General features: G+C 72.8%; 26 protein-coding genes. 10 read left to right on the top strand and 16 right to left on the bottom strand.

Features of this window, described 5'->3' with window-relative positions:
- Positions 1 to 65 precede the first annotated feature (65 nt).
- Positions 66 to 452 carry an STAS domain-containing protein gene (locus ACIQGV_RS22155; protein ID WP_402496800.1) on the top strand — a complete coding sequence of 129 codons (387 nt, stop codon included), beginning with the start codon at positions 66 to 68 and terminating at the stop codon, positions 450 to 452.
- Here the strand turns inward: ACIQGV_RS22155 and ACIQGV_RS22160 are convergent.
- Positions 336 to 1,346, bottom strand: a complete 1,011-nt coding sequence (locus tag ACIQGV_RS22160) for a sigma-70 family RNA polymerase sigma factor (RefSeq protein ID WP_402496758.1) — start codon at positions 1,344 to 1,346, stop codon at positions 336 to 338. The genes ACIQGV_RS22155 and ACIQGV_RS22160 overlap by 117 nt on opposite strands.
- A gap of 175 nt (positions 1,347 to 1,521) precedes the next feature.
- Complete coding sequence (locus ACIQGV_RS22165) at positions 1,522 to 2,802, bottom strand: MFS transporter (protein WP_402496759.1); 1,281 nt, start codon at positions 2,800 to 2,802, stop codon at positions 1,522 to 1,524.
- A gap of 63 nt (positions 2,803 to 2,865) precedes the next feature.
- Between ACIQGV_RS22165 and ACIQGV_RS22170 the strand changes: the two genes are divergently transcribed.
- Positions 2,866 to 3,819: a LysR family transcriptional regulator gene (locus ACIQGV_RS22170; RefSeq protein WP_402496760.1), complete on the top strand. Its 954-nt coding sequence runs from the start codon at positions 2,866 to 2,868 to the stop codon at positions 3,817 to 3,819.
- A 3-nt stretch (positions 3,820 to 3,822) separates the two neighbouring features.
- Here the strand turns inward: ACIQGV_RS22170 and ACIQGV_RS22175 are convergent, their stop codons facing one another.
- Positions 3,823 to 4,596, bottom strand: a complete 774-nt coding sequence (locus ACIQGV_RS22175) for an alpha/beta hydrolase (protein ID WP_402496761.1) — start codon at positions 4,594 to 4,596, stop codon at positions 3,823 to 3,825.
- A 113-nt stretch (positions 4,597 to 4,709) separates the two neighbouring features.
- Here ACIQGV_RS22175 and ACIQGV_RS22180 point away from each other — a divergent pair, with 113 nt between their 5' ends.
- A complete protein-coding gene (locus ACIQGV_RS22180; RefSeq protein WP_402496762.1) occupies positions 4,710 to 5,864 on the top strand; it encodes an adenosine deaminase in 1,155 nt (384 codons plus the stop codon).
- Between the two features lie 163 nt (positions 5,865 to 6,027).
- Positions 6,028 to 6,381, top strand: coding sequence for an ATP-binding protein (locus ACIQGV_RS22185; protein ID WP_402496763.1), 354 nt, complete (start codon positions 6,028 to 6,030; stop codon positions 6,379 to 6,381).
- 149 nt (positions 6,382 to 6,530) lie between these two features.
- On the opposite strand, the gene ACIQGV_RS22190 is transcribed toward ACIQGV_RS22185, so the two are convergent.
- From ACIQGV_RS22190 to afsQ1, 5 genes are all read right to left on the bottom strand, one after another.
- Positions 6,531 to 6,734: a PspC domain-containing protein gene (locus tag ACIQGV_RS22190; protein ID WP_402496764.1), complete on the bottom strand. Its 204-nt coding sequence runs from the start codon at positions 6,732 to 6,734 to the stop codon at positions 6,531 to 6,533.
- Positions 6,735 to 6,796: 62 nt separating this feature from the next.
- Positions 6,797 to 7,378 carry a VanZ family protein gene (locus tag ACIQGV_RS22195; protein ID WP_402496765.1) on the bottom strand — a complete coding sequence of 194 codons (582 nt, stop codon included), beginning with the start codon at positions 7,376 to 7,378 and terminating at the stop codon, positions 6,797 to 6,799.
- Between the two features lie 152 nt (positions 7,379 to 7,530).
- Positions 7,531 to 8,139 carry a hypothetical protein gene (locus ACIQGV_RS22200; RefSeq protein WP_402496766.1) on the bottom strand — a complete coding sequence of 203 codons (609 nt, stop codon included), beginning with the start codon at positions 8,137 to 8,139 and terminating at the stop codon, positions 7,531 to 7,533.
- Positions 8,136 to 9,776 carry an ATP-binding protein gene (locus tag ACIQGV_RS22205; RefSeq protein WP_402496767.1) on the bottom strand — a complete coding sequence of 547 codons (1,641 nt, stop codon included), beginning with the start codon at positions 9,774 to 9,776 and terminating at the stop codon, positions 8,136 to 8,138. The genes ACIQGV_RS22200 and ACIQGV_RS22205 overlap by 4 nt, the downstream gene beginning before the upstream one ends.
- On the bottom strand, positions 9,773 to 10,450 hold the full coding sequence (gene afsQ1, locus ACIQGV_RS22210; RefSeq protein ID WP_402496768.1) for a two-component system response regulator AfsQ1: 678 nt from the start codon (positions 10,448 to 10,450) through the stop codon (positions 9,773 to 9,775). The genes ACIQGV_RS22205 and afsQ1 overlap by 4 nt, the downstream gene beginning before the upstream one ends.
- A gap of 225 nt (positions 10,451 to 10,675) precedes the next feature.
- On the opposite strand from afsQ1, the gene ACIQGV_RS22215 reads away from it, so the two are divergent.
- The gene (locus tag ACIQGV_RS22215; RefSeq protein WP_402496769.1) at positions 10,676 to 11,443 is read left to right on the top strand and encodes a SigE family RNA polymerase sigma factor; all 768 of its coding nucleotides are present in this window, start codon (positions 10,676 to 10,678) and stop codon (positions 11,441 to 11,443) included.
- A gap of 459 nt (positions 11,444 to 11,902) precedes the next feature.
- Here ACIQGV_RS22215 and ACIQGV_RS22220 read toward each other — a convergent pair whose 3' ends face one another.
- Positions 11,903 to 12,604, bottom strand: coding sequence for a uridine kinase (locus tag ACIQGV_RS22220; protein WP_402496770.1), 702 nt, complete (start codon positions 12,602 to 12,604; stop codon positions 11,903 to 11,905).
- 59 nt (positions 12,605 to 12,663) lie between these two features.
- On the opposite strand from ACIQGV_RS22220, the gene ACIQGV_RS22225 reads away from it, so the two are divergent.
- Positions 12,664 to 13,053 (top strand): hypothetical protein, encoded by a 390-nt coding sequence (locus ACIQGV_RS22225; RefSeq protein ID WP_402496771.1) that lies wholly within the window; start codon positions 12,664 to 12,666, stop codon positions 13,051 to 13,053.
- A gap of 63 nt (positions 13,054 to 13,116) precedes the next feature.
- Here the strand turns inward: ACIQGV_RS22225 and ACIQGV_RS22230 are convergent, their stop codons facing one another.
- The 3 genes from ACIQGV_RS22230 to deoC are packed head-to-tail and all read right to left on the bottom strand — an operon-like array spanning position 13,117 to position 16,398.
- Complete coding sequence (locus tag ACIQGV_RS22230; RefSeq protein WP_402496772.1) at positions 13,117 to 14,010, bottom strand: aldehyde dehydrogenase family protein; 894 nt, start codon at positions 14,008 to 14,010, stop codon at positions 13,117 to 13,119.
- On the bottom strand, positions 14,003 to 15,439 hold the full coding sequence (locus tag ACIQGV_RS22235; RefSeq protein WP_402496801.1) for an aldehyde dehydrogenase family protein: 1,437 nt from the start codon (positions 15,437 to 15,439) through the stop codon (positions 14,003 to 14,005). Before ACIQGV_RS22235 ends, ACIQGV_RS22230 begins: the two co-directional genes overlap by 8 nt.
- On the bottom strand, positions 15,439 to 16,398 hold the full coding sequence (deoC, locus tag ACIQGV_RS22240; RefSeq protein ID WP_402496802.1) for a deoxyribose-phosphate aldolase: 960 nt from the start codon (positions 16,396 to 16,398) through the stop codon (positions 15,439 to 15,441). The genes ACIQGV_RS22235 and deoC overlap by 1 nt, the downstream gene beginning before the upstream one ends.
- Positions 16,399 to 16,574: 176 nt before the next feature.
- Between deoC and ACIQGV_RS22245 the strand changes: the two genes are divergently transcribed.
- Positions 16,575 to 17,204 carry a PH domain-containing protein gene (locus ACIQGV_RS22245; RefSeq protein ID WP_402496773.1) on the top strand — a complete coding sequence of 210 codons (630 nt, stop codon included), beginning with the start codon at positions 16,575 to 16,577 and terminating at the stop codon, positions 17,202 to 17,204.
- Between the two features lie 369 nt (positions 17,205 to 17,573).
- On the top strand, positions 17,574 to 19,274 hold the full coding sequence (locus ACIQGV_RS22250) for a hypothetical protein (RefSeq protein WP_402496774.1): 1,701 nt from the start codon (positions 17,574 to 17,576) through the stop codon (positions 19,272 to 19,274).
- Positions 19,275 to 19,596: 322 nt separating this feature from the next.
- Here the strand turns inward: ACIQGV_RS22250 and ACIQGV_RS22255 are convergent, their stop codons facing one another.
- The 3 genes from ACIQGV_RS22255 to ACIQGV_RS22265 form a co-directional block, all read right to left on the bottom strand.
- Positions 19,597 to 21,228 carry a phospho-sugar mutase gene (locus tag ACIQGV_RS22255; protein WP_402496775.1) on the bottom strand — a complete coding sequence of 544 codons (1,632 nt, stop codon included), beginning with the start codon at positions 21,226 to 21,228 and terminating at the stop codon, positions 19,597 to 19,599.
- Positions 21,229 to 21,318: 90 nt separating this feature from the next.
- Complete coding sequence (locus tag ACIQGV_RS22260) at positions 21,319 to 22,143, bottom strand: purine-nucleoside phosphorylase (RefSeq protein WP_402496776.1); 825 nt, start codon at positions 22,141 to 22,143, stop codon at positions 21,319 to 21,321.
- A 138-nt stretch (positions 22,144 to 22,281) separates the two neighbouring features.
- Positions 22,282 to 22,719, bottom strand: coding sequence for a gamma-glutamylcyclotransferase (locus ACIQGV_RS22265; protein ID WP_402496777.1), 438 nt, complete (start codon positions 22,717 to 22,719; stop codon positions 22,282 to 22,284).
- 117 nt (positions 22,720 to 22,836) lie between these two features.
- Here ACIQGV_RS22265 and ACIQGV_RS22270 point away from each other — a divergent pair, with 117 nt between their 5' ends.
- The gene (locus tag ACIQGV_RS22270; protein WP_402496778.1) at positions 22,837 to 24,285 is read left to right on the top strand and encodes an NAD(P)H-quinone dehydrogenase; all 1,449 of its coding nucleotides are present in this window, start codon (positions 22,837 to 22,839) and stop codon (positions 24,283 to 24,285) included.
- Positions 24,286 to 24,454: 169 nt separating this feature from the next.
- Positions 24,455 to 25,444 (top strand): DeoR/GlpR family DNA-binding transcription regulator, encoded by a 990-nt coding sequence (locus tag ACIQGV_RS22275; RefSeq protein ID WP_402496779.1) that lies wholly within the window; start codon positions 24,455 to 24,457, stop codon positions 25,442 to 25,444.
- Between the two features lie 142 nt (positions 25,445 to 25,586).
- On the opposite strand, the gene ACIQGV_RS22280 is transcribed toward ACIQGV_RS22275, so the two are convergent.
- Positions 25,587 to 26,747 (bottom strand): biotin/lipoyl-containing protein (locus ACIQGV_RS22280; RefSeq protein ID WP_402496780.1); only part of this gene is annotated, 1,161 nt, incomplete at its 5' end.

The following is a 26,747-nucleotide window of genomic DNA, read 5'->3' on the forward strand; positions in this document are numbered from 1 at the left end:
TTGGGCAGGGCCGGCGGCCCGGTCAATGTGATGCCGACGACGTCCGCCCCGTGACCACGGCCGCGATGAGTTCCGCGCGCACACGCGGTCTATTGCACGTGGACGCCAAGACACCCGCCGTACTCGTGATCACAGGCCCCGTCACCCGGGACGAGGTGAGGGGATGGTGCGACGCCGTGCGCGCGCTGCTGAGGTCGAGCGGCGCCGGGGTGGTGGAGTGCGACGTGGCCGGGCTCGGGCCACCGGGGCTCGGGGCCGTCGACCTGCTCGCGCGGATGCAGCTCACCGCGCGCCGGTCCGGCGGCCTGATACGGCTGCGCGACCCCGATCCGGCGCTATGCGCCCTGCTCGACCTCGTCGGACTCCGCTTCGAGATGCGGGGGCAGCCCGAACAGCGGGAACCACCGCTGGACGTCCAGGAAGAAGTGGAAGCCGGTGATCCGGCCCTCTGAGATCTCCAGCACCTGGATCGCCCAGGGGGTGAAGCCGCCCTTCTCCTCGTCCGGCTTGTAGTGCGCGAAGCCGGGCAGACCGTTGACCTCCACGGCCCGCAGCCGGGAACCGGCGCATCCGGCGCCGAGCGTGGTCATGAAGCCGGTGATGTCGTCCGTGCCCACCAGCCACAGGTCGAACGGCGGCATCGTCATGACGGCGTCCTCGTGCAGCAGCGCCGTCAGCGCCGCCATGTCGTAGCCCTCGAAGGCCGCGACATAGCGCTCCAGGAGCTTCTTCTGCTCCTCGTCCAGCGGGTCCGACACGGTCGCGTCGGCGCCCGACCCGGCCCGCTCGGCGAGCGTGGCCCGGGCCCGCTGGAGCGCGCTGTTGACGGACGCCACCGATGTGCCGAGCAGCTCGGCCACCTCGCTCGCCCGCCACGCCAGCACCTCGCGCAGGATCAGCACGGAGCGCTGCTTGGGCGGGAGCTGCTGCAACGCGGCCATGAACGCCAGCCGCACGGACTCCTTGGCCACAGCCGCCTCCGCCGGGTCGGTCGTGCTCGGCAGCACCCGGGAGTCCGGCATCGGCTCCAGCCAGGTGTGATCGGGGCGGGGCGAGAGCGCCGCCTGCGCGAGCGGTGTCGCCTCGGTGAGGTCCATCGGCCGGGCGCGCTTGTTGCCCGCGTTCAGCATGTCCAGGCAGACGTTGGTCGCGATCCGGTAGAGCCAGGAGCGGAGACTGGAGCGGCCCTCGAACTTGTCGTGGCTGCGCCAGGCACGCACCATCGTGTCCTGGACGGCGTCCTCGGCCTCGAAGGAAGAGCCGAGCATGCGGTAGCAGTAGCCCGTCAGCTCCACCCGGTACCGCTCCAGCTCGACGTCGAGATCTGTCGTCGCGGTGTTGCTCATCGTCCACCCACCCCTGGGGCCGGTCCTGTGTCTCACGCCACTTCGGAAGCTACCGCAGGCCACTGACAATGGCCCGTGGTCCGTGAGAAAGGGCAGGTCAGGGGGTGTGCGTCGCCGGGGTGAGCCGGGTGCGAGGGGAATGCGGCCGGCCGCGCGGCGACGCGGCGCGGAGCCTCTACGCGGTCCGCGCGGTCCGAGAGGCCCGAGCGGTCCGCGCGGCGGCCCGCGTGCCCGCCAGGGTGATCCCGACGACGCCCGTCACCGCCGCGGCACCGACCGCCACCGTCCCGCCCCAGCCCCCGGCGTGGAACGCGACCGCCCCGACCGTGCTGCCGGCGCTGGAGCCGACGTAGTAGGCCGACTGGTAGAGCGCGGACGCCTGCGCACGCGCCTTCGTCGCCGTCCTGCCGACCGCCGAGGACGCCACCGCGTGCCCCGCGAAGAAGCCCGCCGTGATCAGCACCAGGCCCAGCAGGACCAGCGGCAGGGAGTCCGCCAGGGAGAGCAGCAGGCCCGTCGCGGTCGTGCCGGCGGCCAGATACAGGGAGCCGCGGCGGCCGAGACGGCCCACCAGGCGGCCCGCCGTCGAGGCGGACACCGTGCCCACCAGGTAGACCAGGAAGATCGAGCCGACGACGCCCTGCGGCAGCGAGAACGGCTCGTCGGTGAGGCGGTAGCCGATCACCGTGTACACGCCGCCGAACACCGTCATGAACAGCGCGCCGATCGCGTACAGCCGCCGCAGCAGCGGGTCGGCGAGGTGGTCGCGGACCGCGCCGAGCAGGACCCGGGGCCGCAGCGAGCCCGGCACGAAGTGCTTCGGCGCCGGCAGCAGCAGCCGGAAGGCGATCGCGCAGGCGACGGCGAGGACGCCGATCACCCCGAGCGCGGCCCGCCAGCCCCACTCCTGCGCCACCCAGCCGGTGACGATCCGGCCGCTCATCCCGCCGACGCTGTTGCCCGCGACGAACAGCCCGATCGCGGTGACCAGCGCACGCGGCCGGACCTCCTCCGCGAGATACGCCGTCGCCGACGCGGGCAGCCCCGCGAGGGCCGCGCCCTGTACGGCGCGCAGCGCCACCAGGGCCGGCAGCGAGGGGGCGAGGGGCACGAGCACCGCCACGGTCACCGCGACGGCCAGCGAAGCCGTCATCACCGTGCGCCGTCCGAACCGCTCCGACAGGGCGCTCATGGGGAGCACGAACACCGCCAGGCCACCGGTCGCGGCCGCCACCGTCCAGCTCGCCTCGCTCGCGCTGACCCCGAACTCCCCGGAGATCAGCGGCAGCAGCGCCTGCGTGGAGTACAGCAGGGCGAAGGTCGCGACACCGGCGAGGAAGAGCGCGAGGCTCATGCGCCGGTAGCCGGGCCCGCCCGGGGCCGTACGGGAGTCGGAGGGGGCGGGGGACAGGACGGCGCCCACGACGGTGGACGCCCCGGTATCGGCGGGAGTCATGCTTCGACGGTAGGGACGCCGCCATTCATCCGTCCAATGCATGGAATCGGCATAATCGTTCCTGTGATGCATCAGCAGAGGTCAGAGGGGCGGCTGTCACCGAGCGGTGACACAGAAGACATCGTGGCGCTGCTCGCGCCGCGGCTTGCGCACTTCGCCGGGGTCGCCCGCACCGAGCACGTCACGCGGGCCGCGCAGGAGATGAACGTGCCGCAGTCGACGCTGTCCCGGGCGATGGTCCGGCTCGAACAGGATCTGGGCGTGGAACTCTTCGCCCGCCGTGGCCGGACCGTGTCCCTCACGCCCGCCGGGCGCACCTTCCTCGGCTCCGTCGAGCGGGCCCTCGCCGAGATCGGGCGGGCCGCCGACGAGGTGCGGGCCGACGCCGACCCGGAGACCGGCAAGGTGGCGTTCGGCTTCCTGCACACCATGGGCGCGGAGACCGTGCCCGGCCTGATCCACGCCTTCCGCGCGGACCATCCCCGGGTCCGCTTCAGCCTGGTGCAGAACTACGGCGAGGCCATGCTGGAACGCCTGCGCGCGGGCGAGCTGGACCTGTGTCTGACCTCGCCGGTGCCGGACGCGCCCGATCTGGTCGGCCGCCGTCTCGACGAGCAGAAGCTGCGTCTGGTGGTGCCCGCCGACCACCGGCTCGCCGGGCGCAGACGGATCCGGCTCGCGGAGGCCGCCGAGGAGACCTTCGTGACCCTGGAGCCCGGCTACGGCATGCGCCGCATCACCGACGACCTCTGCCAGGAGGCCGGCTTCCGGCCCCGGATCGCCTTCGAGGGGGAGGAGGCGGAGACCCTGCGCGGCCTCGTGGCCGCCGGCCTCGGCGTCGCGCTCCTGCCCCCGCCGGCCGTCCCGCGTCCGGGCGTCGTCGAACTCACGGTCACCGCCCCGCGCGCCGCCCGCGAGATCGGCGTCGCCTGGCTGGAGGGCCGGCCCGACACCCCGCCCGTCGCTGCGTTCAAGAAGTTCCTGCTGTCACGCAGGGGCCGCCTCCTGCACGAGTGAGCGTCACCGCTCCTGGCGCCGCCGCAGCGACCGGCCGAACCCGGAGGCCAGCGGCATCCGCAGCCCCAGCGGCGGCGGCGCGGCCAGCGCGTCCTCCACCGGCCGGGAGAAGGCGTGCCCGAACAGCGCGCCCATCACGAAGTCCTCGGCCAGACAGAGCACTTCGTCCCGGTGCTGCTGCAACGCGTGCCGGTCGGAGTGCACTTCGAAGCGGCACACGTCGCGGTTGGACTTCTTCGCCCGCGCCGCCAGCCGGAAGGACAGCTCCGGGTCGGTCCGCTCGTCGTTGGTGCCGTGCACGATCAGCACGCGCCGCCCGGCGAGCTGTTTCACCGGTTCGGGTGGCGCCGCCACGTCGTCCTCGGGCAGCCAGGGGGCGATCGCCAGCACGGAGTTGACCGCTTCGTGGCCGCCCGCGTGCAGTGCCGCCCGTCCGCCCATGTCGACGCCGGCCAGACAGACGGGGACGTCGCCGTAGCGCCGTACGACCTCGTCGGCGGCCCAGGAGGCGTCGTGGGCGAGATGCGCCTCGGCGCCGTTCCAGCCGCGGAAGCGGTAGTGCACCACATGGGCGACCAGTCCGTCGTCCCGGCCCGCGCGGGCCAGCCTGCGTCCCAACGACCTCGAGGACGCCGCCGCGAGCCAGGGCGAGGGACGGCGTGAGGACGTCTCGTCGCCCGCCGGGAGCAGCAGGACCACTCCGCTCACCGCCGTCGGCTCCGGGCCGAACGCCCTCCCCAGCCGGGCCTCGCGAACCGGCGTCGCATGCTGTGCCATGACAGAACAGTGTCAGAAGCACGGGTGTACGCCACCCGTCCGTGCGGTCACCGTTACATATCGGCGGAGTTGTACAACGCGCGATCTACGCGCGTAGGCGTTACAGTGCGAAAATGACGAGCCAGACTGACCGGATGAGGACCACCCCGAGCCCGGACCAGATCCGCCGGGCGCCCAAGGTTCTGCTGCACGACCACCTCGACGGCGGGCTGCGCCCCGGCACGATCGTCGAACTGGCCCGGGAACAGGGCTACTCCGCCCTCCCCGAGACCGACCCCGCCAAACTGGGCCTCTGGTTCCGCGAGGCCGCGGACTCCGGCTCGCTGGAGCGCTACCTGGAGACCTTCTCCCACACCGTCGGCGTCATGCAGACCCGCGACGCCCTCGTCCGGGTGGCCCGCGAGTGCGCGGAGGACCTGGCCGAGGACGGCGTCGTCTACGCCGAGGTGCGCTACGCCCCCGAACAGCATCTGGAGGGCGGCCTCACCCTCGAAGCGGTCGTCGAGGCCGTCAACGAGGGCTTCCGGCAGGGCGAGCGCGCCGCCCGCGAGAGCGGCCACCGCATCCGGGTCGGCGCCCTGCTCACCGCCATGCGGCACGCCGCCCGAGCCCTGGAGATCGCCGAACTCGCCAACCGGCACCGCGATCTGGGCGTCGTCGGCTTCGACATCGCGGGCGCCGAGGCCGGCTACCCGCCCACCCGGCACCTGGACGCCTTCGAGTACCTCAAGCGGGAGAACAACCACTTCACCATCCACGCCGGTGAGGCGTTCGGGCTGCCCTCCATCTGGCAGGCCCTCCAGTGGTGCGGTGCCGACCGGCTCGGGCACGGGGTGCGCATCATCGACGACATCGAGGTCAAGGACGACGGCAGCGTCCACCTCGGCCGGCTCGCCTCCTATGTCCGCGACAAGCGCATCCCGCTGGAGCTGTGCCCCAGTTCCAACCTCCAGACCGGTGCCGCGGCCTCCTACGCCGAGCACCCCATCGGACTGCTGCGCAGGCTGCACTTCCGCGCCACCGTCAACACCGACAACCGGCTGATGTCCGGCACCGGCATGAGCCGGGAATTCGAGCATCTCGTCGAGGCGTTCGGTTACACGCTCGACGACATCCAGTGGTTCTCCGTCAATGCGATGAAATCAGCATTCATTCCTTTCGATGAACGACTGGCGATGATCAATGACGTCATCAAGCCGGGATACGCCGAGCTGAAGTCCGAATGGCTGTTCCAGCAGACTGTCTCCACCAGCGGTTCTGAGGACTGACCGGACGGAGCGGGGCGGCGGGGATGCGGACGGGCGTTCACAGTCCGTCCGCATTTCGATGTTTGCGGCGGGCGCCGGGGCGTGTTTACGTTCGGGGACCGTCCCCTTCCCCGTCATCCCATTTCGAGTTCAGTCTTCGAATTCAGTCAAGGACGCATTCACGATGAAGCAGTCTGCTGCCAAGACCCTCGGTGTCGCCGCTCTCGGTGCCGCCTTCGCCGCCGCCGGGGCGGGTGCCGCGAACGCCGCCCCGGCCGTGCCCGACGCGAGCCAGGCGCTCGACACCGTCACCCGGACCCTGCCCGCCGAGAACGTCTCCAAGGCGCTGCCGGGAGCCGGTGAGGCACTCTCGCAGGCGCAGCCCGCTCTCGCCGCCGGCCTCACGGCCGCGCAGCCGGTCGCCGAGAAGGCCCTCGCCGACGGTCCGACCAAGCCGATCGCCGGTCTGCTCGGCGGTCTGCCCCTGGGGGGCCTGCCCACCAAGGGTCTCCCCGTGAACGGCCTCCCGCTGGGCTGAGCCGGGCCGGTCCAGGCTCCCGTACGCCGTCGGGGCGTCTCCCGGATCTTCCGGGTGCGCCGCGACGGCGTACGTCTGTGTGTGAGCCGTGTGAGCCGTGTGAGCCGTGTGAGCCGTGTGAGCCGTACGGGCCGCGGGGGCCGCGCGGGTCACCAGGCCGTGCGGGCGGCCTTGCCCTCGGAGGGCAGCAGTATCCACAGGGCGATGTACAGCAGGAACTGCGGCCCCGGCAGCAGACAGGACAGCAGGAAGATCACCCGCATCGTGGTCGCGGAGGTGCCGAAGCGCCGAGCCAGCGCGGCGCACACTCCGCCGATCATCCGGCCGTTCGCGGGGCGGGCAGGGCGGGACATGGCGGCTCCTTCGTGAGCGTTTCGCGAGGCGGCCCTGGCGGCTGCCTCATCTGACGTCCACGCTACGGAGACGAAGGGGGCAAAGCGTCGCTCCACGGGGCGATCCCGACCCTGGGAATCGTCGGGGTCCGACCCTGAGCCGGCTCCTCCTGCGGAAGGTCCGCGCGCTCCCTCAGCTCGGCCCGGCGGCGCAGCCGTGCGCGGCCCAGCGGGACCACCGCGAGATGGGCGAGCATCACACCGAGGGTGTTCAGCAGCAGCGAGTCGACGTCCACCACCTGGCCGGGCACGCCCGTCTGGAGCAGCTCGACGGCCAGCGAGATCAGGGCACCGGCCGCCGCCGTGCGCAGCAGGGAACCCAGCGGAGAGACCGCCAGTCTGCCGCTCGCCACCGGCAGCAGCACCCCCAGCGGCGCCAGCAGCGCCAGACCCTCCCCGATCCGGCGGGCCGCCTCGGGCCAGCCCAGCGCGAGATCCGCGCGGATGCCCGCGAGCGGCCGGAGATTGGCCGGCATCACCCAGGGGACGTCCAGCGGACGCAGCGCGAACCAGGCGACGAACACGAGATGGGCGACGAGGAGGACACCCCCGGTCACACGGATGCGGAACGCGGCGCTGCCGCCCATGGAGCCTTGACGCTGCACGCCCCCCTAGACGCGGCCTGCCCCACGATCGGTTCCGGCCTTGCGCGCCGCGTCAGATGAGTCCTGCGCCACACCACCCCGGACCTGCGCGGGAAGCGCGGCCGGCCGGACCCCCGGCGAACCCGCCCCGGCCCGCGGCCCCGCGGGCGGGCTCAGCCCCGTACGGCCTTCGAGGACGGCGGACGCACCTCGCCCGGGCGGGAGCGGACCTCGTCGGTGCACTCGTAGCGGTGCACGGGGCCGACGGGGCCGCCCAGGAGGAGCGAGCCGTCGCCCTCGGCGGCCTCGGAGTCGGAGAAGGTGCAGACGATCTGCGCGAGGGCGTACGAGGAGAGTCCGCCCGGCGGGATGCTCAGCCGCAGGGTGTCCTCGGGGTCGGCCCGCCGCGGGCCGCCCGCCTTCATGCCGGGCGGGACGTCCGTGCTGTAGCCGGCCTGGCGCTCGGCCGACGACGGCTCCTCGGCCAGCTCGTTCAGCAGGCCCTGCGCCAGCAGCACGCGCCGCGCCGAGTCCGCCGCGCCCTGCGGCACCCGCACCGTGCGGTCGACGGTCACCAGGGAGGACGCGCACCGCAGGAACACCTGCACCGCCACCCCGTGCGAGGACTGCGTGGTGACGTCCGGCCCGGTCAGGGAGCAATGGGCCCGCGACGGGGCCGCGCCGAAGTCCGTGGGCACCTCGGTGGCCCGGATGCCGCAGCCGGCCGAGAGGGCCGACACCCCCGCGAGCAGCACCAGCGCCAGCGAACGGCGCGCGTTCACGACGCGTCCCCCTTCTTCCCCTGCGTCCTCTGCGTGTCCTGGACCGGACGGTCCGTCTTCTGCGGCAGGCGGTCGGTCTCCTGGGCCGGACGGTCCGCCTCCTGCTCCCGCAGGCCGGCGAGGTCCGCGCCGTCCTGCGGCAGCCGCAGTGTGAACACCGCGCCGCCCTCGGGCGAGTTGGCGGCCGTGATCTCGCCGCCGTGGATGTGCGCGTTCTCCAGCGCGATGGACAGGCCCAGGCCGCTGCCCTCGGACCTGGGCCGGGAGGCGCTCGCCTTGTAGAAACGGTCGAAGACGTGCGGCAGGACGTCCTCGGGGATGCCGGGCCCGTGGTCGCGCACCTCGATGACCACCTCGTCGGCCGCCGCGCGCACCCCCACCCGCACCGGTGAGCCGCCGTGCTTGAGCGCGTTGCCGATCAGATTGGCCAGGATCACGTCCAGGCGGCGCGGATCGAGCCGGGCGTGGATGCCGCGCTCGGCCTTCAGATCGACCGCGTCCAGCCAGGCCCGGGCGTCGATGCAGGCGGTGATCTGGTCGGCGAGGTCGACGTCGTCGAGGACGAGCCGGGCCGTGCCCGCGTCGAACCGGGTGACCTCCATCAGGTTCTCCACCAGGGAGTTCAGCCGACGGGTCTCGCTGACCACCAGCCGTACCGCGGGCTCGATCATCGGGTCCATGGAGCCGGACTCCGCCTCCAGCTCCTCCTCCAGCACCTCGGTCACCGCGGTGATCGCGGTCAGCGGGGTACGCAGCTCATGGCTCATGTCCGCCACGAACCGCCGCGAGGCGTCGTCACGTGCCGCCATGTCCGCGACCCGCTTCTCCAGCGCCTCGGCCGCGTTGTTGAACGTCCGCGACAGGTCGGCCAGCTCGTCGGTGCCCGACACCCGCAGACGGGTGTCCAGCTTGCCCTCCCCGAGCCGCCGGGCGGCGACCCCGAGCCGGTGCACCGGCTTCAGCACGGTCGTGGCGGCGGCCTGCGCGAGCAGCGCCGAGCCGATCAGCGCCAGGCCGGTGGCGATGCCCAGCGACCAGGCCAGCGAGTTGAGGTCCTTCGCCTCCGGCTCCAGCGACTTGAGCATGTAGCCGCTCGCGCCGCCGCCGATCACCCGGGTGCCGGCCACCAGGTACGGGGTGCCGTCGTCGACGACCCGCTGCCAGTACAGGTGGTACTCGGCGTCGTTGTTCGACGTCAGCGGCTGCTTCTTGTTCACCGCCGTACGCAGCGACACGGGCACGTCCTCCAGGGCGAAGCCGTTCAGCCCGCCCGAACCGCCGTACACCGTCTTGCCGTCCGGGTCCTCGGCGACCAGCAGCACCGTGAAGTGCTGGCTGCCGCCCGCCATCTGCCCGGCGGTGCGCTGGAGTTCGTCCTGGGTGGGGTGCTCGCGCAGCGCGCCCGCCCGGTTCTGCATCTCCTGCTCGAAGTCACGCAGCACCGCGTCCTGGGCGCGGGTGAGCACCGCCTCCCGGTTCAGCCAGTACGCGATGCCCGACGCCGACACCGCGGCCGTCAGCGCGACCAGCCCGAACACGACCACCAGCCGCAGCCGCAGACTGGTGAAACGCAGCCGTGAGAAAGCTCCCTTGCGCTCCGCGGCCCAGCCGCGGAGTCCCCCCTGTCCCTTCGTCACTGAGGCGGATCCAGCCGGTAGCCCACGCCGCGCACGGTACGGATCAGGCTCGGCGAGGACGGCACGTCCTCCACCTTGGCGCGCAGCCGCTGCACACAGGCGTCCACGAGCCGCGAGTCGCCGAGGTAGTCGTGCTCCCACACCAGCCGCAGCAACTGCTGCCGCGACAGCGCCTGACCCGGCCGCCGGCTCAGCTCCAGGAGCAGCCTGAGCTCGGTCGGGGTCAGCTGGAGGTCCTCGCCGTTCTTCGTCACGGTCATCGCCGCCCGGTCGATGACCAGGCTGCCGAAGACCGCGGCGTCGTTCGACTCGCGCTCACCGCGCCGCAGCACGGCCCGGATCCGGGCGTCCAGCACCCGCCCCTGCACCGGCTTGACGACATAGTCGTCCGCGCCGGACTCCAGGCCCACCACGACGTCGATGTCGTCGCTGCGGGCGGTCAGCAGGATGATCGGCAGCTGGTCCGTGCGGCGGATGCGCCGGCAGACCTCGAAACCGTCGATGCCGGGCAGCATCACGTCCAGCACGATCAGGTCGGGCCGCTGCTCGCGCAGCAGCTGCAGACCGTCCTCACCGCTGGCAGCGGTCGCCACCCGGTGTCCCTGGCGCGTCAGCGAGAGCTCCAGGGCCGTCCGGATCGCGTCGTCGTCCTCGATCAGCAACAGTGAAGGCACGCGCTCATTCTGGCCCATGGATGCCGTAGGGATCGACCTGTGGAACCGATGGAACGCTGCCCTTACGCGCCGTGCCTGTGCGTGATCCCGACATTCCCCGCACCCTTCCCCTGTGACAGGTCTGTGACAGTCGGCGGACACGGCGATGAAGTCGCCCGGGCAAGCTTTTCGACACAAGCAAGAACACGGACCGAACACCGGTAAGTCCACGACGGGGGGCGCGAGATGAACACGCTGCACAGCATCAGCACCAGCGCAGTGATCACGCGTCTGCACGACGTGAACACCCACCGGGGTTCCGAGAAGTCCGGTGCCGTGAGCGGGCGGGGGTGCGCTCGCGGCACCGGGCGCCAGCACACCGCGCATGTACCGCAGGACAGCCGGCCGTACATGTCGGTGGTCGAGCGTCCCACGGGGGAGACGCACGGGGGAGCCGCGTACGGGGAGGACTCGGGGGAGCGCCGCTCGCTGTCGGAGGCGGAGTTCACCGCCTACGTCCAGGAGCGCCGCGCCTCCCTGTACGCCACCGCCTACCACCTGACCGGTGACCGCTTCGAGGCCGAGGACCTGCTGCAGAGCGCGCTGTTCTCGACCTACAAGGCGTGGGACCGCATCAGCGACAAGGCCGCGGTCGGGGGCTACCTCCGCCGCACCATGACGAACCTGCACATCAGCGCCTGGCGGCGCCGCAAGCTGAACGAGTACCCGACCGAGGAGCTGCCGGAGACGGCCGGCGACACGGACGCGATGCGCGGCACCGAGCTGCGCGCGGTCCTGTGGCAGGCGCTGGCCCGGCTGCCCGAACTCCAGCGCACCATGCTGGTCCTGCGCTACTACGAGGGCCGTACGGACCCGGAGATCGCGGACATCCTCGGCATCAGTGTCGGCACGGTGAAGTCGAGCATCTGGCGGTCGCTCCGCCGGCTGCGCGAGGACGAGGTCCTCAGCTTCGGCCGTGACGAGGAGGACGCCTTCGGCGAGCTGGTCGCCTGAAGGTACGGGGGAGAAGAAAAAAAGTTCCCCGGGGGGTGTATCAGGGGGACGGTACGGGGGTCTTGCTCATAGGTCCGGGGGGACCACGGGGGAAGCACCACTTGGGGGACACGGGGGGAGAGCAGGACCGACGGGGGAAACACGGGGGAGCACAGAGGAAGCGGGACTGGAGGGCCGGGGGGTCCATCCAGTCCCGTTTTCGCGTCCGCGTCCGCGTCCGCGTCCGCGTCTCGGTGTGACGTCTGTCATCGGGTCCGCGCTCCGGCGCCCCTCCCGCTCCCGGGTCCGCGCTCCGGCGCCCCTCCCGCTCCCGGGTCCGCGCTCCCGCGCCCCTCCCGCTCCCGGGTCCGCGCTCCTGGGTGGCTCCCGCTCCCGGGTCCCTCCCGCTCCGGCGCCCCTCCCGCTCCCGGGTCCGCGCTCCTGGGCGGCTTCCGCTCGCGCGTCCGCGGCTCTCCGTGGCTACGCCGCGGTCCGGGTCGTCGCGGAGCGGTCCGCCGCCGCGGCCGCCAGCCGGCTCATCGCCTCGGCCCGGTCACAGGCGTGGGCGCCCAGCGCCGTCTGCCGGGCCACGATGGAGCGCTCGTCGCGCATCAGACGCCAGCCCCGGCGCAGCAGGAACGGCACCGACTTGCGGCCCTCCCGCAGATCGCGCAGGAAGCGTCGGCGGAAGGTCGTCATGGCGCCGCGGCTCAGGCACAGCGCGTCGGCGAGCACTCCCTGCTCCCGGCAGCGCCGGACGATCTCGGCGGCGAAGATGCCCTCCGCGATGAACAGCGGGGTCCGCCCGATGTCGACGGTGTCGGTGCCGGTGCGCGCGCTGAGCGAGATGTCGTAGACCGGGACGCCGGTACGGCCGGTGCGGCACAGTTCCTCGATGGCGGCGACGGCCGCGTCCGCGTCCCAGGAGTCCGGGTGGTCCCAGTCGATGTCGGAGCTCCCCGTCACACGCGGCAGTGTGGGGTCGCCGGCTTCCTTGTAGAAGTCGTCGAGCCGCAGCACCGGAAGACCGGAGCGGGCCGCGAGAAGGGACTTGCCGGAGCCGGAGGGGCCGCAGAGCAGCACGACTCGCGAGGACATGGGCGGATGGGAACTCACGGGACACCAGTGTGAGGCATTCACCGGCCGTTCACCCACCCCGCGGGTCGGCTTTGAAGCCCGCATCACACCTCAACTACGCTTCGTGCCTGACCGATTACCTTAAGCAGCAGAAGGTGGCAGTGATGGGCCGACACGGCGACTCCTCGAACTCGACCGGCCGACGCGCCCTGGCCGTCCTCGCGACGGCGGGGGTCGCCCTGGGCATGTCCGCGACGGCCGCCGCCGCCGACACCGACCCCGTCCCCGAGGTCCTCAACACCCGCCCCACCTCCCTGGGGCAGGTCGACCCGCAGGCCGGACTGTCCGCGCTGACGGGGTCCGTGGGGTACGTGACCGGGACGGTGGCGGGACTCAAGCCCAACCCGCTCGCGGGGACCGGCGTCGACCCGCTGGACAACGGGGTCGGCACGCAGCTCGCCGACTTCAAGCCGCTGACGTCCCAGGCGCTGACCGGGCCGGTGGCCCAGGCGCAGTCGATCGGGAGCATTCCCGGAGGACTGCTGGGCGGCTGAGACGGAGGAGCCGGCGGCCGGTCCCGTGCGGCCGGCCGCCGGCTCCCCGCGCCCTTCGGCGTGTCAGTAGGACGAACCCGAGGCGCCCAGGCTGCCCGTCGGGTGCCAGACCGTCTTGGTCTCCAGGAACGCCGTCATGCGGTCCGTGCCGGCGGGCGCGGACCAGTCGTCCACAGGCTGTGGACGGAGAACCCGCTTGAGGTTGTCCGCCGCGGCGATCTCCAGCTCCTTCGCCAGGACCTCGTCGGCGCCGGCCAGGTCGATCGCGTTGACGTCCTGGTGGGCGGCCAGCGGGGCCGCGATCTCCGCCGTACGGCCGGACAGGACGTTGACCACGCCGCCCGGGACGTCGGAGGTGGCCAGGACCTCGCCCAGGGAGAGGGCGGGGAGCGGGGACCTCTCCGACGCCACGACGATCGCCGTGTTGCCCGTGGCGATCACCGGGGCGAGCACCGAGACCAGGCCCAGGAAGGACGACTCCTGCGGGGCGACCACCGCGACGACACCGGTCGGCTCCGGGGAGGACAGGTTGAAGTACGGGCCCGCCACCGGGTTGGCGCCGCCCACGATCTGGGCGATCTTGTCGGTCCAGCCCGCGTACCAGACCCAGCGGTCGATCGCCGCGTCCACCTGTGCGGCGGCCTTGGACTTGGACAGCCCCTCGGCCTCGGCGACCTCGCGCACGAACTGCTCGCGGCGGCCCTCCAGCATCTCGGCGACGCGGTAGAGGATCTGGCCGCGGTTGTACGCCGTCGCCCCCGACCAGGCGCCGAACGCCTTGCGGGCGGCGACGACCGCGTCACGGGCGTCCTTGCGGCTCGACTGCGGCGCGTTCGCCAGCCAGTTGCCCTTGGAGTCGGTCACTTCGTACACCCGGCCGCTTTCGGAGCGGGGGAACTTGCCCCCCACGAACAGCTTGTAGGTCTTGAAGACGGAGAGTCGGGTCGGGTCAGACATCGAGGTACGCCTCCAGGCCGTGGCGGCCGCCCTCGCGGCCGAAGCCCGACTCCTTGTAGCCGCCGAACGGCGAGGTCGGGTCGAACTTGTTGAACGTGTTGGACCAGACGACACCCGCGCGCAGCTTGTTCGCCACGGCCAGGATGCGGGAGCCCTTCTCGGTCCAGATGCCCGCCGACAGGCCGTACGGCGTGTTGTTGGCCTTGGCGACGGCCTCGTCGGGCGTACGGAACGTCAGCACGGACAGCACCGGGCCGAAGATCTCGTCACGGGCGACGGTGTGCGCCTGGGTGACGTTCGTGAACAGCGTCGGGGCGAACCAGTAGCCGCTCTCGGGCAGTTCGCAGGCCGGGGACCAGCGCTCGGCGCCCTCGGCCTCGCCCCGCTCGACGAGGGAGGTGATCCGGGAGAGCTGCTCCTCGGAGTTGATCGCGCCGATGTCCGTGTTCTTGTCCAGCGGGTCGCCGAGGCGCAGCGTGGAGAGCCGGCGCTTGAGGGAGTCCAGCAGTTCGTCCTGGATCGACTCCTGCACCAGCAGACGGGAGCCCGCGCAGCAGACCTGGCCCTGGTTGAAGAAGATGCCGTTGACGATGCCCTCGACGGCCTGGTCGATCGGGGCGTCGTCGAAGACGATGTTGGCGCCCTTGCCGCCCAGCTCCAGGGTGACCTTCTTGTGCGTGCCCGCGACGGAGCGCGCGATCTGCTTGCCGACGGCCGTGGAGCCGGTGAAGGCGACCTTGTTCACGTCCGGGTGCGCGACGAGCGCGGCGCCCGCGTCGCCGTAGCCGGTGAGGATGTTGACGACACCCCTGGGCAGGCCCGCCTGGCGGCAGACGTCCGCGAAGAACAGGGCCGACAGCGGGGTGGTCTCGGCCGGCTTCAGCACGACCGTGTTACCGGTCGCCAGCGCCGGGGCGATCTTCCACGCCAGCATCAGCAGCGGGAAGTTCCAGGGGATGACCTGGCCCGCCACGCCGAGCGGCCGCGGGTTCGCGCCGTAGCCGGCGTGGTCGAGCTTGTCCGCCCAGCCCGCGTAGTAGAAGAAGTGCGCGGCGACCAGCGGGAGGTCCGCGTCGCGGGTCTCCTTGATCGGCTTGCCGTTGTCCAGCGTCTCCAGGACCGCCAGTTCACGGCTGCGCTCCTGGATGATCCGGGCGATGCGGAAGAGGTACTTCGCGCGCTCGGAGCCCGGCAGCGCCGACCACTTCTCGAACGCCTTGCGGGCGGCCCCGACCGCCCGGTCCACGTCCGCCTCGCCCGCCCGGGCGATCTCGGACAGGACCTCCTCGGTGGAGGGGCTGACGGTCTTGAAGACCTTGCCCTCGGCCGCCTCGGTGAACTCGCCGTCGATGAAGAGGCCGTAGGACGGGGCGATGTCGACGACCGAGCGGGACTCGGGCGCCGGTGCGTACTCAAAAGTCATGTCGATCAGTCCACCGTCACGTAGTCGGGGCCGGAGTAGCGGCCGGTGGCCAGCTTCTGGCGCTGCATCAGCAGGTCGTTCAGCAGCGAGGACGCGCCGAAGCGGAACCAGTGGTTGTCCAGCCAGTCCGCGCCCGCGGTCTCGTTGACCAGGACCAGGAACTTGATCGCGTCCTTGGTGGTGCGGATGCCGCCGGCCGGCTTCACGCCGATCTGCACCCCGGTCTGGGCGCGGAAGTCGCGGACCGCCTCCAGCATCAGGAGCGTGTTCGCGGGGGTCGCGTTGACGGCGACCTTGCCGGTCGAGGTCTTGATGAAGTCGGCGCCCGCCAGCATGCCGAGCCAGCTGGCCCGGCGGATGTTGTCGTACGTCGAGAGCTCGCCGGTCTCGAAGATGACCTTCAGACGGGCCGCCCCGCAGGCCGCCTTGACCGCGACGATCTCGTCGTGGACCTTCAGGTACCGGCCCGCGAGGAAGGCCCCGCGGTCGATGACCATGTCGATCTCGTCGGCGCCGGCGGCGACGGCGTCCCGCACGTCGGCCAGCTTCACCTCCAGCGCGGCACGGCCCGCCGGGAAGGCGGTGGCCACCGAGGCGACCTTCACGCCGGAACCGGCGACGGCCTCCTTGGCGACGGCCACCATGTCGGGGTAGACGCAGACCGCGGCCGTGGTGGGGGCGGTGCGGTCGGTCGGGTCGGGGAGGACCGCCTTGGCGCCGAGCGCCCGGACCTTGCCCGGGGTGTCCGCGCCTTCCAGCGTCGTCAGGTCGACCATCGAGATGGCGAGGTCGATCGCGTACGCCTTGGCGGTCGTCTTGATGGAACGGGTGCCGAGAGAAGCGGCGCGCGCCTCCAGGCCGACCGCGTCGACGCCGGGCAGCCCGTGGAGGAAGCGGCGCAGCGTGGTGTCTGACGACGTCACGTCCGAGAGGGCGTGTGCTGCGGTGGGTGCATTGGTGGGCATGGTCACCAGACGAGCATATCTACGCGCGTAGCGGCTGTACAGGGGGCCGGGTTCCACTTCCTCGATGGAGGCATTTGCGTGTGTTCGCGGACGCGGAGGGTCATGGGGTGCCCGCGAAGCCCCCTCGCACGGAGGCACACGGCCGGGCGCCGCAGGCAGGCGGCATAATCGCGGGCATGAACAAGGACCGGATCTACCGCTCGCCCATGGCCCTCGTCGGTGGCGCGCTTCTGCTCGCCCTCGCCGGGTGGCTCGGCATCGACGCGATGATCCGGGGCGAGGGGCGCACACCCTGGCTGGCCCTCGCCGCCCTGCTCACCTTCGTCCCGCTCGTCGTCGCCTTCACCCTGCGCCCCGCCGTCTTCGCGGGCGAGGACCGGCTGCGGGTGCGCAACCCGCTGCGGGCCGTCACCCTGCCCTGGGGGGAGATCGTCTCCCTGCGCTCCGGCTACACCAACGAGGCCGTCGACAAGTCAGGCGCCAAGTTCCAGCTGTGGGCCGTTCCCGTCTCGCTGCGCGGCCGCAAGCGGGCATCCCGCCGCCAGGAACGGCGGGACGCCCAGGCGGCCGCCGCGAAGGGCGGCAAGCGCGTCCGCGGCAGCCTCTTCGGCCCCGGCGGCGACATCGACGACGGTCCGCTGCGCGACGAGGGCGACAAGATCATGGACGAGCTGCGCGCCATGCTGGAGTCCCGCGAGAAGGCGGCGACCGCGCAGGGCGAGGTGACCGTGCGCTGGGCGTACGAGATCATCGCGCCGACCGTGGTGGGCGCGGTGCTGCTGGCGGTGCTGTCGGCGCTGGGCTGAGCGGCGGCGAGCGCCGCCGGGCACAGCCTTCGCCGGACGCGCCCCCTGCCGGGCGCAGCTTCCGCCGGGTACGCCCTCTGCCGGGCGTGGCCGCCGGCCGACGCCGTCCTCGCGGGGCGCCGCCTCTGCCGGACGCGCCACCCTCGGGCGTCCGCAGCCCTTTCCGGTGAAGCCCCTGCCGGGCACGATCTCCGCCCGGCAGGGAGGTGCGCCGGGCGACGCTCTCGCCGGGCACATCCCCTGCCGGTACGGACTCCTGCCGGTACGACTCCTGCCGGCATCCCTGCCGGTACGACTCCTGCCGGCACCCCCCTGCCGGCACCCCCCTGCCGGTACGACTTCTGCCCCGGTCCCTACGTCTGACGAGCGATGACTGTGCACACCGACGCCCACGACCCTCTCCCCCTTCCCCTGCCCTCCGTGCTCGTCCCCGACGGCTGCCCCGCGTGGGACGGCGAGGCCGCGCACCGGTGGACCCGGGCCCTGCCGCCGCGCGGGGTGCCGGGGCGCCCGGGCGACGCCGTCACCTTCGCCCTGTCCGTGGGCGCGCTCCTGGCGAGCGGTGCCCTCCACCTCTACGCCGCCCTGCCCCCGTGGGCCGCCGCGCTCGCCGCGCTGCACCTGCTGTGGCCGGCCCTGCGCCCGGAGGTCGTGCCGCTGTCCGCGCCGCTCACGGCCGCGCTGCTGCTCGTGCCGGCGCGGGGGCCGCTCACGGTGCGGATCGTCCTGGCAGGCGTCCTGGCCGTCCTGTGCGCGGCCGTCGTGGCGCGGCTGGTCGCGCGCAGACGGCAGCGGGCCGAGGCGGAGGCGGCTGCCGGGGGAGCGGCCGCCGTGGTGCCGGGCACCGGCGCGAAGGTCGTGCGCGGGCGGTTCCTGACCGGCGCGGGGGTCCTCGTGGCCGCGGCCGGTGCCGCCCTGTCCGCCCTCGGCGGCTCCTGGGACCTGGCCGAGGACCGGCAGGTCACCCCGGCTCTTGCCTGGTGTCTCGTCGGGCTCGGCCTCACCGTGCTGCTCTCCGGTGTGCTGGGCCGCCGCCGCGCGGCTGCCCTGCGCACGGCGCCCGTGCCCGTGCTGCGGGTGCTGGTGCGCGAGACCGCCGACACGGAGACGGAGGTCTTCGCGGCCGACGACGCCGCGGCGCTGCGGCCGCTGTTCACGGTCGCCACGTCGTCCCACATCGAGGACGACGACGACAACGGTGACGGCGACGGCGACGGCGAGGGCGACGAGGGCGAGGCCGGGAGGGACGAGGACGCCGCCGCCGCGGAAGCGGAGTGGCAGGCCCTGATGGACCGTTTCGACGACGAGCAGCCCGGTCCCCTGCGGGAGGCGGTGCTGTACGGCGCCCCGTGGGAGGGCGCCGAGGTGCTGATCGTCAGCGCGGCCGAACGCCCGGACGAGCCGCCCCTGACGGAGGGCTCGACCGGCCCGGTGCGGCCCCTGTCCGGCCACGCCGCGCGGCGCCGGGCCGACCGGGGGAGGCGGGCCGCCGCCGACGACCTCGCCGGTCAGGAACGCCTGAGCGCCCTCGCGGCCGCCGCTCCGGACCGTGAGGTGCGCCAGTGGCGGGCGGGCCCGAGGGACTGGGCCTCCACGCTCGGCGCCGCGGCGTTCGCCTGCCTCCTGGTGTCGGACGAGAGCGGGCTGTGGCGCTGGCTGCCCGGGGTGTTCCTGGGCCTGCTCGCCGCCACCGCCGTACCGCACATGGTCGCCTGGCGGGTCACGGCCGACCACGAGGGACTGTGGCTCGACGGCCTGAAGGGGCCGAGGCACATCGCCTGGGAGCATCTGCGGCTCGTCCGGGTCGACGGGAACGAGCTGAAGATCGACAGCACCCGGCGGGACTTCATGGAGTGGACGCTGCTCGGCACCCGCTGGCGCCGGATGGAACGCCGCTTCGGCCGGGTGCACCGGCAGGACCGGATGGCCGCCGAGATCGGCGCGCTGTGGAAGGACCCGGCCCGCCGCCCGGCCGAGTCGGCCGACGCCCGCCGCCGCGGCGGCCCGTTGTGGCCGTACGGGGCCGTGGCCGCGCTGCTGTGGACGGCGCTGCTGTTCGTGCTGCCGTAGGGCGTCCCGAGCCGCCGGGCTCCGCCCTGCGGCGTGCCGGCCGCGCCAGGGCCCGGTGAGCCCGCGCCGCACGGGGCCGGCCGGGGTGCCGGTGCCGGGGAAGGTGCCCGCCGGGTGCGGTCCACGGGCAGCGGCGGCGGTGCTGGACGAAGGCGGGACCGGGTGCCCGGGTGTCCGGGACCAGGGCGGGCCCGGGTGCCCGGCCCCGCTGAGGCGGTCACGTCAGCCGTGGCGGGGAAATCACCCGATGGGGTGCCGTCGAACGGGTGAAGGCGCGGAGTGAAGGCGGGGCGCCCCCTGGACGGAGGGGGCGCCCCGGGTCTCAGATGCCGGCCGCCGCCGACAGGTCGCGCTTGATCGCCGCGAGCAGTTCCGCCGCGCGGGCGCGCGCCGCGGGCAGGTCGGCGTGGGCGGCGACCGGGACCACGACCTCCAGGTAGCACTTCAGCTTCGGCTCGGTGCCGCTGGGACGGACGATGACGCGGGCGCCGTCGAGGGTGTAGCGCAGGCCGTCGGTGGGCGGCAGCGCCTCCGTACCCTGCGTGAGGTCCTCGGCGCGGGTGATCGCGAGGCCCGCCAGCCCGGTCGGGGGCTGCTCGCGCAGCCGCCGCATGGCGTCGGCGATGACCGACAGGTCCTGGACGCGCACCGAGAGCTGGTCGGTGGCGTGCAGGCCGTGCTCGACGGCGAGGTCGTCCAGCCGGTCCAGCAGGGTGCGGCCCCGCTCCTTCAGCTCCGAGGCCAGCTCGGTGATCAGCAGGGCGGCGGTGATGCCGTCCTTGTCGCGCACGCCCTCCGGGTCGACGCAGTAGCCGAGCGCCTCCTCGTAGCCGTAGCGCAGGCCCTCGACGCGGGCGATCCACTTGAAGCCGGTGAGGGTCTCCTTGTAGGGCAGTCCGGCCTTCTCGGCGATACGGCCGAGCAGGGAGGAGGAGACGATCGACTCGGCGAAGGTGCCGCGCGCGCCCCGCTCCACCAGATGGGCGGCGAGCAGTGCGCCGACCTCGTCGCCGCGCAGCATGCGCCAGTCGCCGCCGTCCTTGACGGCCACGGCGCAGCGGTCGGCGTCGGGGTCGTTGGCGACGACCAGGTCCGGGTCGGTCTCGTGGGCCCGGGCGAACGCCAGGTCCATCGCGCCCGGCTCCTCCGGATTGGGGAAGGCGACGGTCGGGAAGGCGGGGTCGGGCTCGGCCTGCTCGGCGACCAGCACCGGCTCGGGGAAGCCGGCGCGGGCGAACGCGGCCAGCAGGACGTCCTTGCCGACGCCGTGCATGGCCGTGTAGACGGTGCGGGCGGTACGGGCCGACCCCTCGGCGAGGACGGCGTCCGTGCGGGCCAGGTAGGCGTCGAGGACGGCGTCGTCGAGGATCTCCCAGCCGGAGTCCGGGCGAGGCACGTCCGCGAGGGCGGCGACCGCGTCGATCTCGGCGGCGATCCCCGCGTCGGCGGGCGGCACGATCTGCGAGCCGTCGCCGAGGTAGACCTTGTAGCCGTTGTCCCGGGGAGGGTTGTGGCTGGCGGTGACCTCCACACCCGCGACCGCGCCCAGATGCCTTATCGCGAACGCCAGGACGGGCGTGGGCAGCGGCCGGGGCAGCAGGACGGCCCGCAGGCCCGCGCCCGTCATCACGGCCGCCGTGTCCCGGGCGAAGTCGGCGGACTTGTAGCGGGCGTCGTAGCCGACGACCACGAGTCCGCCGGTCCGTCCCTCGCCCTTGAGGTACGCCGCCAGTCCGGCCGCCGCGCGGATCACGACCGACCGGTTCATGCGCATCGGGCCGGCGCCCAGCTCACCGCGGAGCCCGGCGGTGCCGAACTGCAGGGTGCCGCTGAAGCGGGCGGTGAGTTCGGCGACGTCCTTGGCGTCGACGAGCGCCGCGAGCTCCTCGCGGGTCTCCGGGTCGGGGTCCTCGGCCAGCCACGCCTCGGCCCGTGCCATGAGATCGTCGGTCACGTGCGGTCAACCTCTCGTGTGTGGGGGAGGGGCGGGCCCACGCGCCACGGACCCACCCCGGTTCGCGCTGCTGTGCGGGTCGTGCCCGGCTCAGAGCCGGCCGAGCACCTGGGTCAGCAGGGAGCCCATCCGGGCCGCGGAGTCACGGCCGGCCTGGAGGACCTCCTCGTGGTTCAGCGGCTCGCCGGTCATGCCCGCGGCGAGGTTGGTGACCAGGGAGATGCCGAGCACCTCGGCGCCCGCCTCACGGGCCGCGATGGCCTCCAGCACCGTCGACATGCCGACCAGGTCGGCGCCGATGACACGGGCCATGCGGATCTCGGCCGGGGTCTCGTAGTGCGGGCCGGGGAACTGCGCGTAGACGCCCTCCTCCAGGGTGGCGTCGATCTCCTTGCACAGGGCGCGCAGGCGCGGCGAGTACAGGTCCGTCAGGTCGACGAAGTTGGCGCCGACGATCGGGGAGGTGGCCGTGAGGTTGATGTGGTCGCTGATCAGCACCGGCTGGCCGGGACGCATGCCCTCGCGCAGACCGCCGCAGCCGTTGGTGAGGACCACGGTCTTGGCGCCCGCCGCGACCGCCGTGCGCACCCCGTGGGCGACGGAGGCGACACCGCGGCCCTCGTAGAAGTGCGTACGGCCCAGGAACACCAGGGCCCGCTTCTCGCCGATCTTGTACGAGCGGACCTTGCCGCCGTGGCCCTGGACGGCCGGAGGCGGGAACCCGGGCAGCTCGGTGACCTGGAACTCGGCCTCGGGCTCGCCGAGCGCGTCCACGGCCGGCGCCCAGCCGGAGCCCATCACGAGGGCGACGTCGTGGGACTCGGCGCCGGTCAGTTCGCGCAGGCGCGCGGCGGCGGCGTCGGCGGCGGCGTACGGGTCGCCCTGGATGTCGTCCGGAAGAAGAGATGCGTTCACGTCGACGAGAGTAGCCGGTCATTGCCTACGCGCGTAGATGACAGAGCTCACGGGATGGCGATCGTTGTCTTGTCGTTTCCGACGAACGCGGTGCCTCCCGGGGCCCGTGAGGCTCCTGGGACCGCCCGGCGGAGCCGGTCAGCAGGGCCGCTTCCGGAGCTCCATCACATAGTCGTGCGGGGCACCGGCCGATTCCGCCGCGTCGGCGACCTCGCCCAGGTAGCGGGCCGAGGGGAGGCCGCCCTCGTAGGCGTTGAGGACGTACAGCCAGGCGGACTCCTCGCCGTCCAGGGTGTGCACCCTGACCCGCATCCGGCGGTAGATGCCGAGGCCGGTGCCCTCCCAGCGGTCCAGGGAGTCCTCGTCCATCGGGGCGATGTCGTACAGGGAGACGAAGACCTGTGCGCCCGGGTCCTCGACGATCGTCGCGAGGGCGCCCTCCCAGCCCAGCTGCTCACCTCCGAAGGTCAGCCGCCACCCGTTCAGCCAGCCCGTGGCGCGCAGCGGCGAGTGCGGGGCGCGGCGGGTCATCAGCCGCGCGTCGAGGTTGCCGGCGTAGGCGGCATAGAGCGACATGGGGAGAGCGTACGGCAGCCGGGGAGCGCCCTCACCCCTGTCCTCAGGAGTCCCTTTCGTAACAGACGCGGTGTACGCGTGCCCCCGGGGCGGTAGCACCTTGAAGCGTGCGGGACAATGGAGTACGTGACTCGGATCGTGATCATCGGTGGCGGACCCGGCGGATACGAAGCGGCCCTGGTGGGCGCTCAGCTCGGCGCGGAGGTGACCGTCGTCGACTGCGACGGTCTGGGCGGAGCGTCGGTGCTGACCGACTGCGTGCCGTCGAAGACCCTTATCGCTACGGCCGAGGTGATGACCACCTTCGACTCCTCGTACGAGGAGCTCGGCATCATCGTCGCCGACGACACGCCTCCCCTGGAGCAGGCCGCCCGGGTCGTCGGCGTGGACCTGGGCAAGGTCAACCGCCGGGTGAAGCGGCTCGCGCTCGCCCAGTCGCACGACATCACCGCCGCCGTCACCCGTGCCGGCGCCCGCGTGATGCGCGGCCGCGGCCGCCTGGAGGGCATGCAGGCCCTCGACGGCTCCCGCAAGGTGATCGTCAGCGCCGCCGACGGCACGGAGGAGACCCTCACCGCCGACGCCGTCCTGATCGCGACCGGCGGCCACCCGCGCGAGCTGCCCGACGCCAAGCCGGACGGCGAGCGCATCCTGAACTGGACGCAGGTCTACGACCTCACCGAGCTTCCCGAGGAGCTCATCGTGGTCGGCTCCGGTGTCACCGGCGCCGAGTTCGCGGGCGCCTACCAGGCCCTCGGTTCCCGGGTCACCCTGGTCTCCTCCCGCGACCGCGTGCTGCCGGGCGAGGACCCGGACGCCGCGGCCGTCCTGGAGGACGTCTTCCGCCGCCGCGGCATGAACGTCATGGCCCGCTCCCGCGCCGAGTCCGCCAAGCGGGTCGGCGACCGGGTCGAGGTCGCCCTGGCCGACGGCCGGGTCATCACGGGCACCCACTGCCTGATGGCCGTCGGCGCGATCCCCAACACGGAGGGGATGGGGCTGGAGGAGGCCGGCGTCAGGCTGAAGGACTCCGGGCACATCTGGACCGACAGGGTCTCCCGCACCACCGCCCCCGGCGTGTACGCCGCCGGTGACGTGACCGGCGTCTTCGCCCTCGCCTCCGTCGCCGCGATGCAGGGACGCATCGCCATGTACCACTTCCTCGGCGACGCGGTGGCCCCGCTCAACCTCAAGACGGTCTCCTCGAACGTCTTCACCGACCCGGAGATCGCCACCGTCGGCTACACCCAGGCCGACGTGGACGCCGGGGTCATCGAGGCCAAGGTCGTCAAGCTGCCGCTGCTGCGCAACCCGCGCGCCAAGATGCAGGGCATCCGCGACGGCTTCGTCAAGATCTTCTGCCGCCCGGGCACCGGCATCGTGGTCGGCGGCGTGGTCGTCTCGCCGCGTGCCTCGGAGCTCATCCACCCCATCTCGCTCGCCGTGGACAACAACCTGACGGTCGAACAGATCGCGAACGCGTTCACCGTCTACCCCTCCCTGTCCGGCTCGATCGCCGAGGTGGCGCGGCAGCTGCACACCCGCAAGGCGGCCGGCGAGGGCTGACGCCACCCGGACCCGACTCCCCGGCGGTCACGGGGAGTTGCCGGTTCCGGGCGGGCCCGGATGGGGGGAGTATGCCCATATACCACTTCCCGCAGCCGTGTGCGAACAACTTCTGTTATTCGGCGCAAACTGCTGAAAGCAGACGGTCGTTGGGGTTACTGTCAGTTTCGTGTTCGCTGCAGAACGTCGCCAATTGATCCTCGAAATGGTGCGAGCCAACGGAGCAGTGTCGCTCCGTGAGCTCGCCCGCGTCGTCCAGACCTCAGAAGTGACCGTACGACGTGACGTGCGGGCACTGGAGGCAGAAGGACTCCTCGACCGCCGGCACGGCGGTGCGGTACTGCCGGGCGGATTCACCCGTGAATCCGGCTTCCCGCAGAAGTCCCATCTCGCGACCGCCGAGAAGACAGCCATCGCCGACCTCGCCGCCAACCTCGTCGAGGAGGGCGAGGCCGTCGTGGTCGGGGCGGGTACCACCACCCAGGAGCTGGCCCGCAGGCTCGCCCGGATCCCCGGGCTGACCGTCGTCACCAACTCCCTGCTGGTCGCCCAGGCCCTCGCCCACGCCAACCGCGTCGAGGTCGTGATGACCGGCGGAACCCTCCGGGGCTCCAACTACGCGCTGGTCGGCAGCGGTGCCGAACAGTCCCTGCAAGGGCTGCGGGTGTCCCGGGCGTTCCTGTCCGGCAGCGGTCTGACCGCGGAGCGCGGGCTGTCCACGTCCAACATGCTCTCCGCCTCCGTCGACCGGGCACTGGTGCAGGCCGCCGCGGAGGTCGTGGTCCTCGCGGACCACACCAAGCTGGGCACGGACACCATGTTCCAGACCGTGCCGACGGACGTCATCACCCGCCTCGTCACCGACGAGCCGCCCGCCCACGACGACCGTGCGGCCACCGAGCTCCAGGCGCTGGCCGACCAGGGCGTCCAGATCACCGTGGCCGGTGCGCCGGGAAACGTCCAGGGGGGCGCGGTGGGCCAGGGTCCCAAAGGTGACGCCGCCGCGGCCCGCCCGCAGCGCCGCGACGTCCCCCTGCCGGCACCTCGCCGCGGCGTCCCCGGCTCGGCCGCGCTCCGTGGGGCGGCCGTGCTGACGGAGCCGGGCTCCGGAGGGCCGGAGCAGCGGGCCGCGCGGGTGGCCGACATGCGCCGGCGGTAGCCGCCCGCCCGCTCGGCGGGCTGTCGCGCCTTCTCGCCGCGGCGCTTCACGCGGGTGCGTGCCCGCCGGTCGGCACCGGCCCGAACGCACAGTTCCCCGCGCCCTGGAGAACGGGCACGGGGAACCTGGTCGAGAGCGAGGGTCAGTCCTTGATCTCGCAGATGGGTGCGCCGGAGGTGATGGAGGCGCCGACCTCGGCGTTCAGGCCCTTGACGGTGCCCGAGCGGTGGGCGTTGAGGGGCTGTTCCATCTTCATGGCCTCCAGGACGACGACGAGGTCGCCCTCCTTGACCTGCTGGCCCTCCTCGACGGCGATCTTCACGATCGTGCCCTGCATCGGGGAGGCGAGGGTGTCGCCGGAGGCGACGGGGCCGGACTTCCTGGCCGCGCGCCGTTTGGGCCGGGCGCCCGCGGCGAGGCCGGTGCGGGCCAGCGACATGCCCAGCGAGGAGGGCAGGGAGACCTCCAGGCGCTTGCCGCCGACCTCGACGACGACCGTCTCGCGGCCCGGTTCCTCGTCGGTGTCGGTGTCCGCGGGGGCGGTGAAGGGCTTGATGTCGTTGACGAACTCGGTCTCGATCCAGCGGGTGTGGACCGTGAACGGGTCGGGCGAGCCGGTCAGCTCGGGGGCGAACGCCGGGTCCGCCACCACCGTGCGGTGGAAGGGCAGCGCGGTGGCCATGCCCTCGATGCGGAACTCCTGCAGCGCGCGGGCGGCGCGCTGCAGGGCCTGCTCGCGGGTGGCGCCGGTGACGATCAGCTTGGCCAGCAGGGAGTCCCAGGCCGGGCCGATCACCGAGCCGGACTCCACGCCGGCGTCCAGGCGGACCCCGGGGCCGGTGGGCGCCTCGAAGCCGGTGACGGTGCCCGGCGCGGGCAGGAAGCCGCGGCCCGGGTCCTCGCCGTTGATGCGGAACTCGAAGGAGTGGCCGCGCAGGGCGGGGTCGCCGTAGCCGAGTTCCTCGCCGTCGGCGATGCGGAACATCTCCCGCACCAGGTCGATGCCGGCGACCTCCTCGGTGACCGGGTGCTCGACCTGCAGACGGGTGTTGACCTCCAGGAAGGAGATGGTGCCGTCCGCGCCGACGAGGAACTCCACCGTGCCGGCGCCGACGTAGCCGGCCTCCTTCAGGATCGCCTTGGACGACGCGTACAGCTGCGCGACCTGCTCCTCGGACAGGAACGGCGCGGGCGCCTCCTCGACCAGTTTCTGGTGGCGGCGCTGCAGCGAGCAGTCACGGGTGGAGACCACCACCACGTTGCCGTGGGAGTCGGCCAGGCACTGGGTCTCCACGTGGCGGGG

The organism is Streptomyces sp. NPDC093094 (genome assembly GCF_044754345.1).
Lineage (GTDB): Bacteria > Actinomycetota > Actinomycetes > Streptomycetales > Streptomycetaceae > Streptomyces.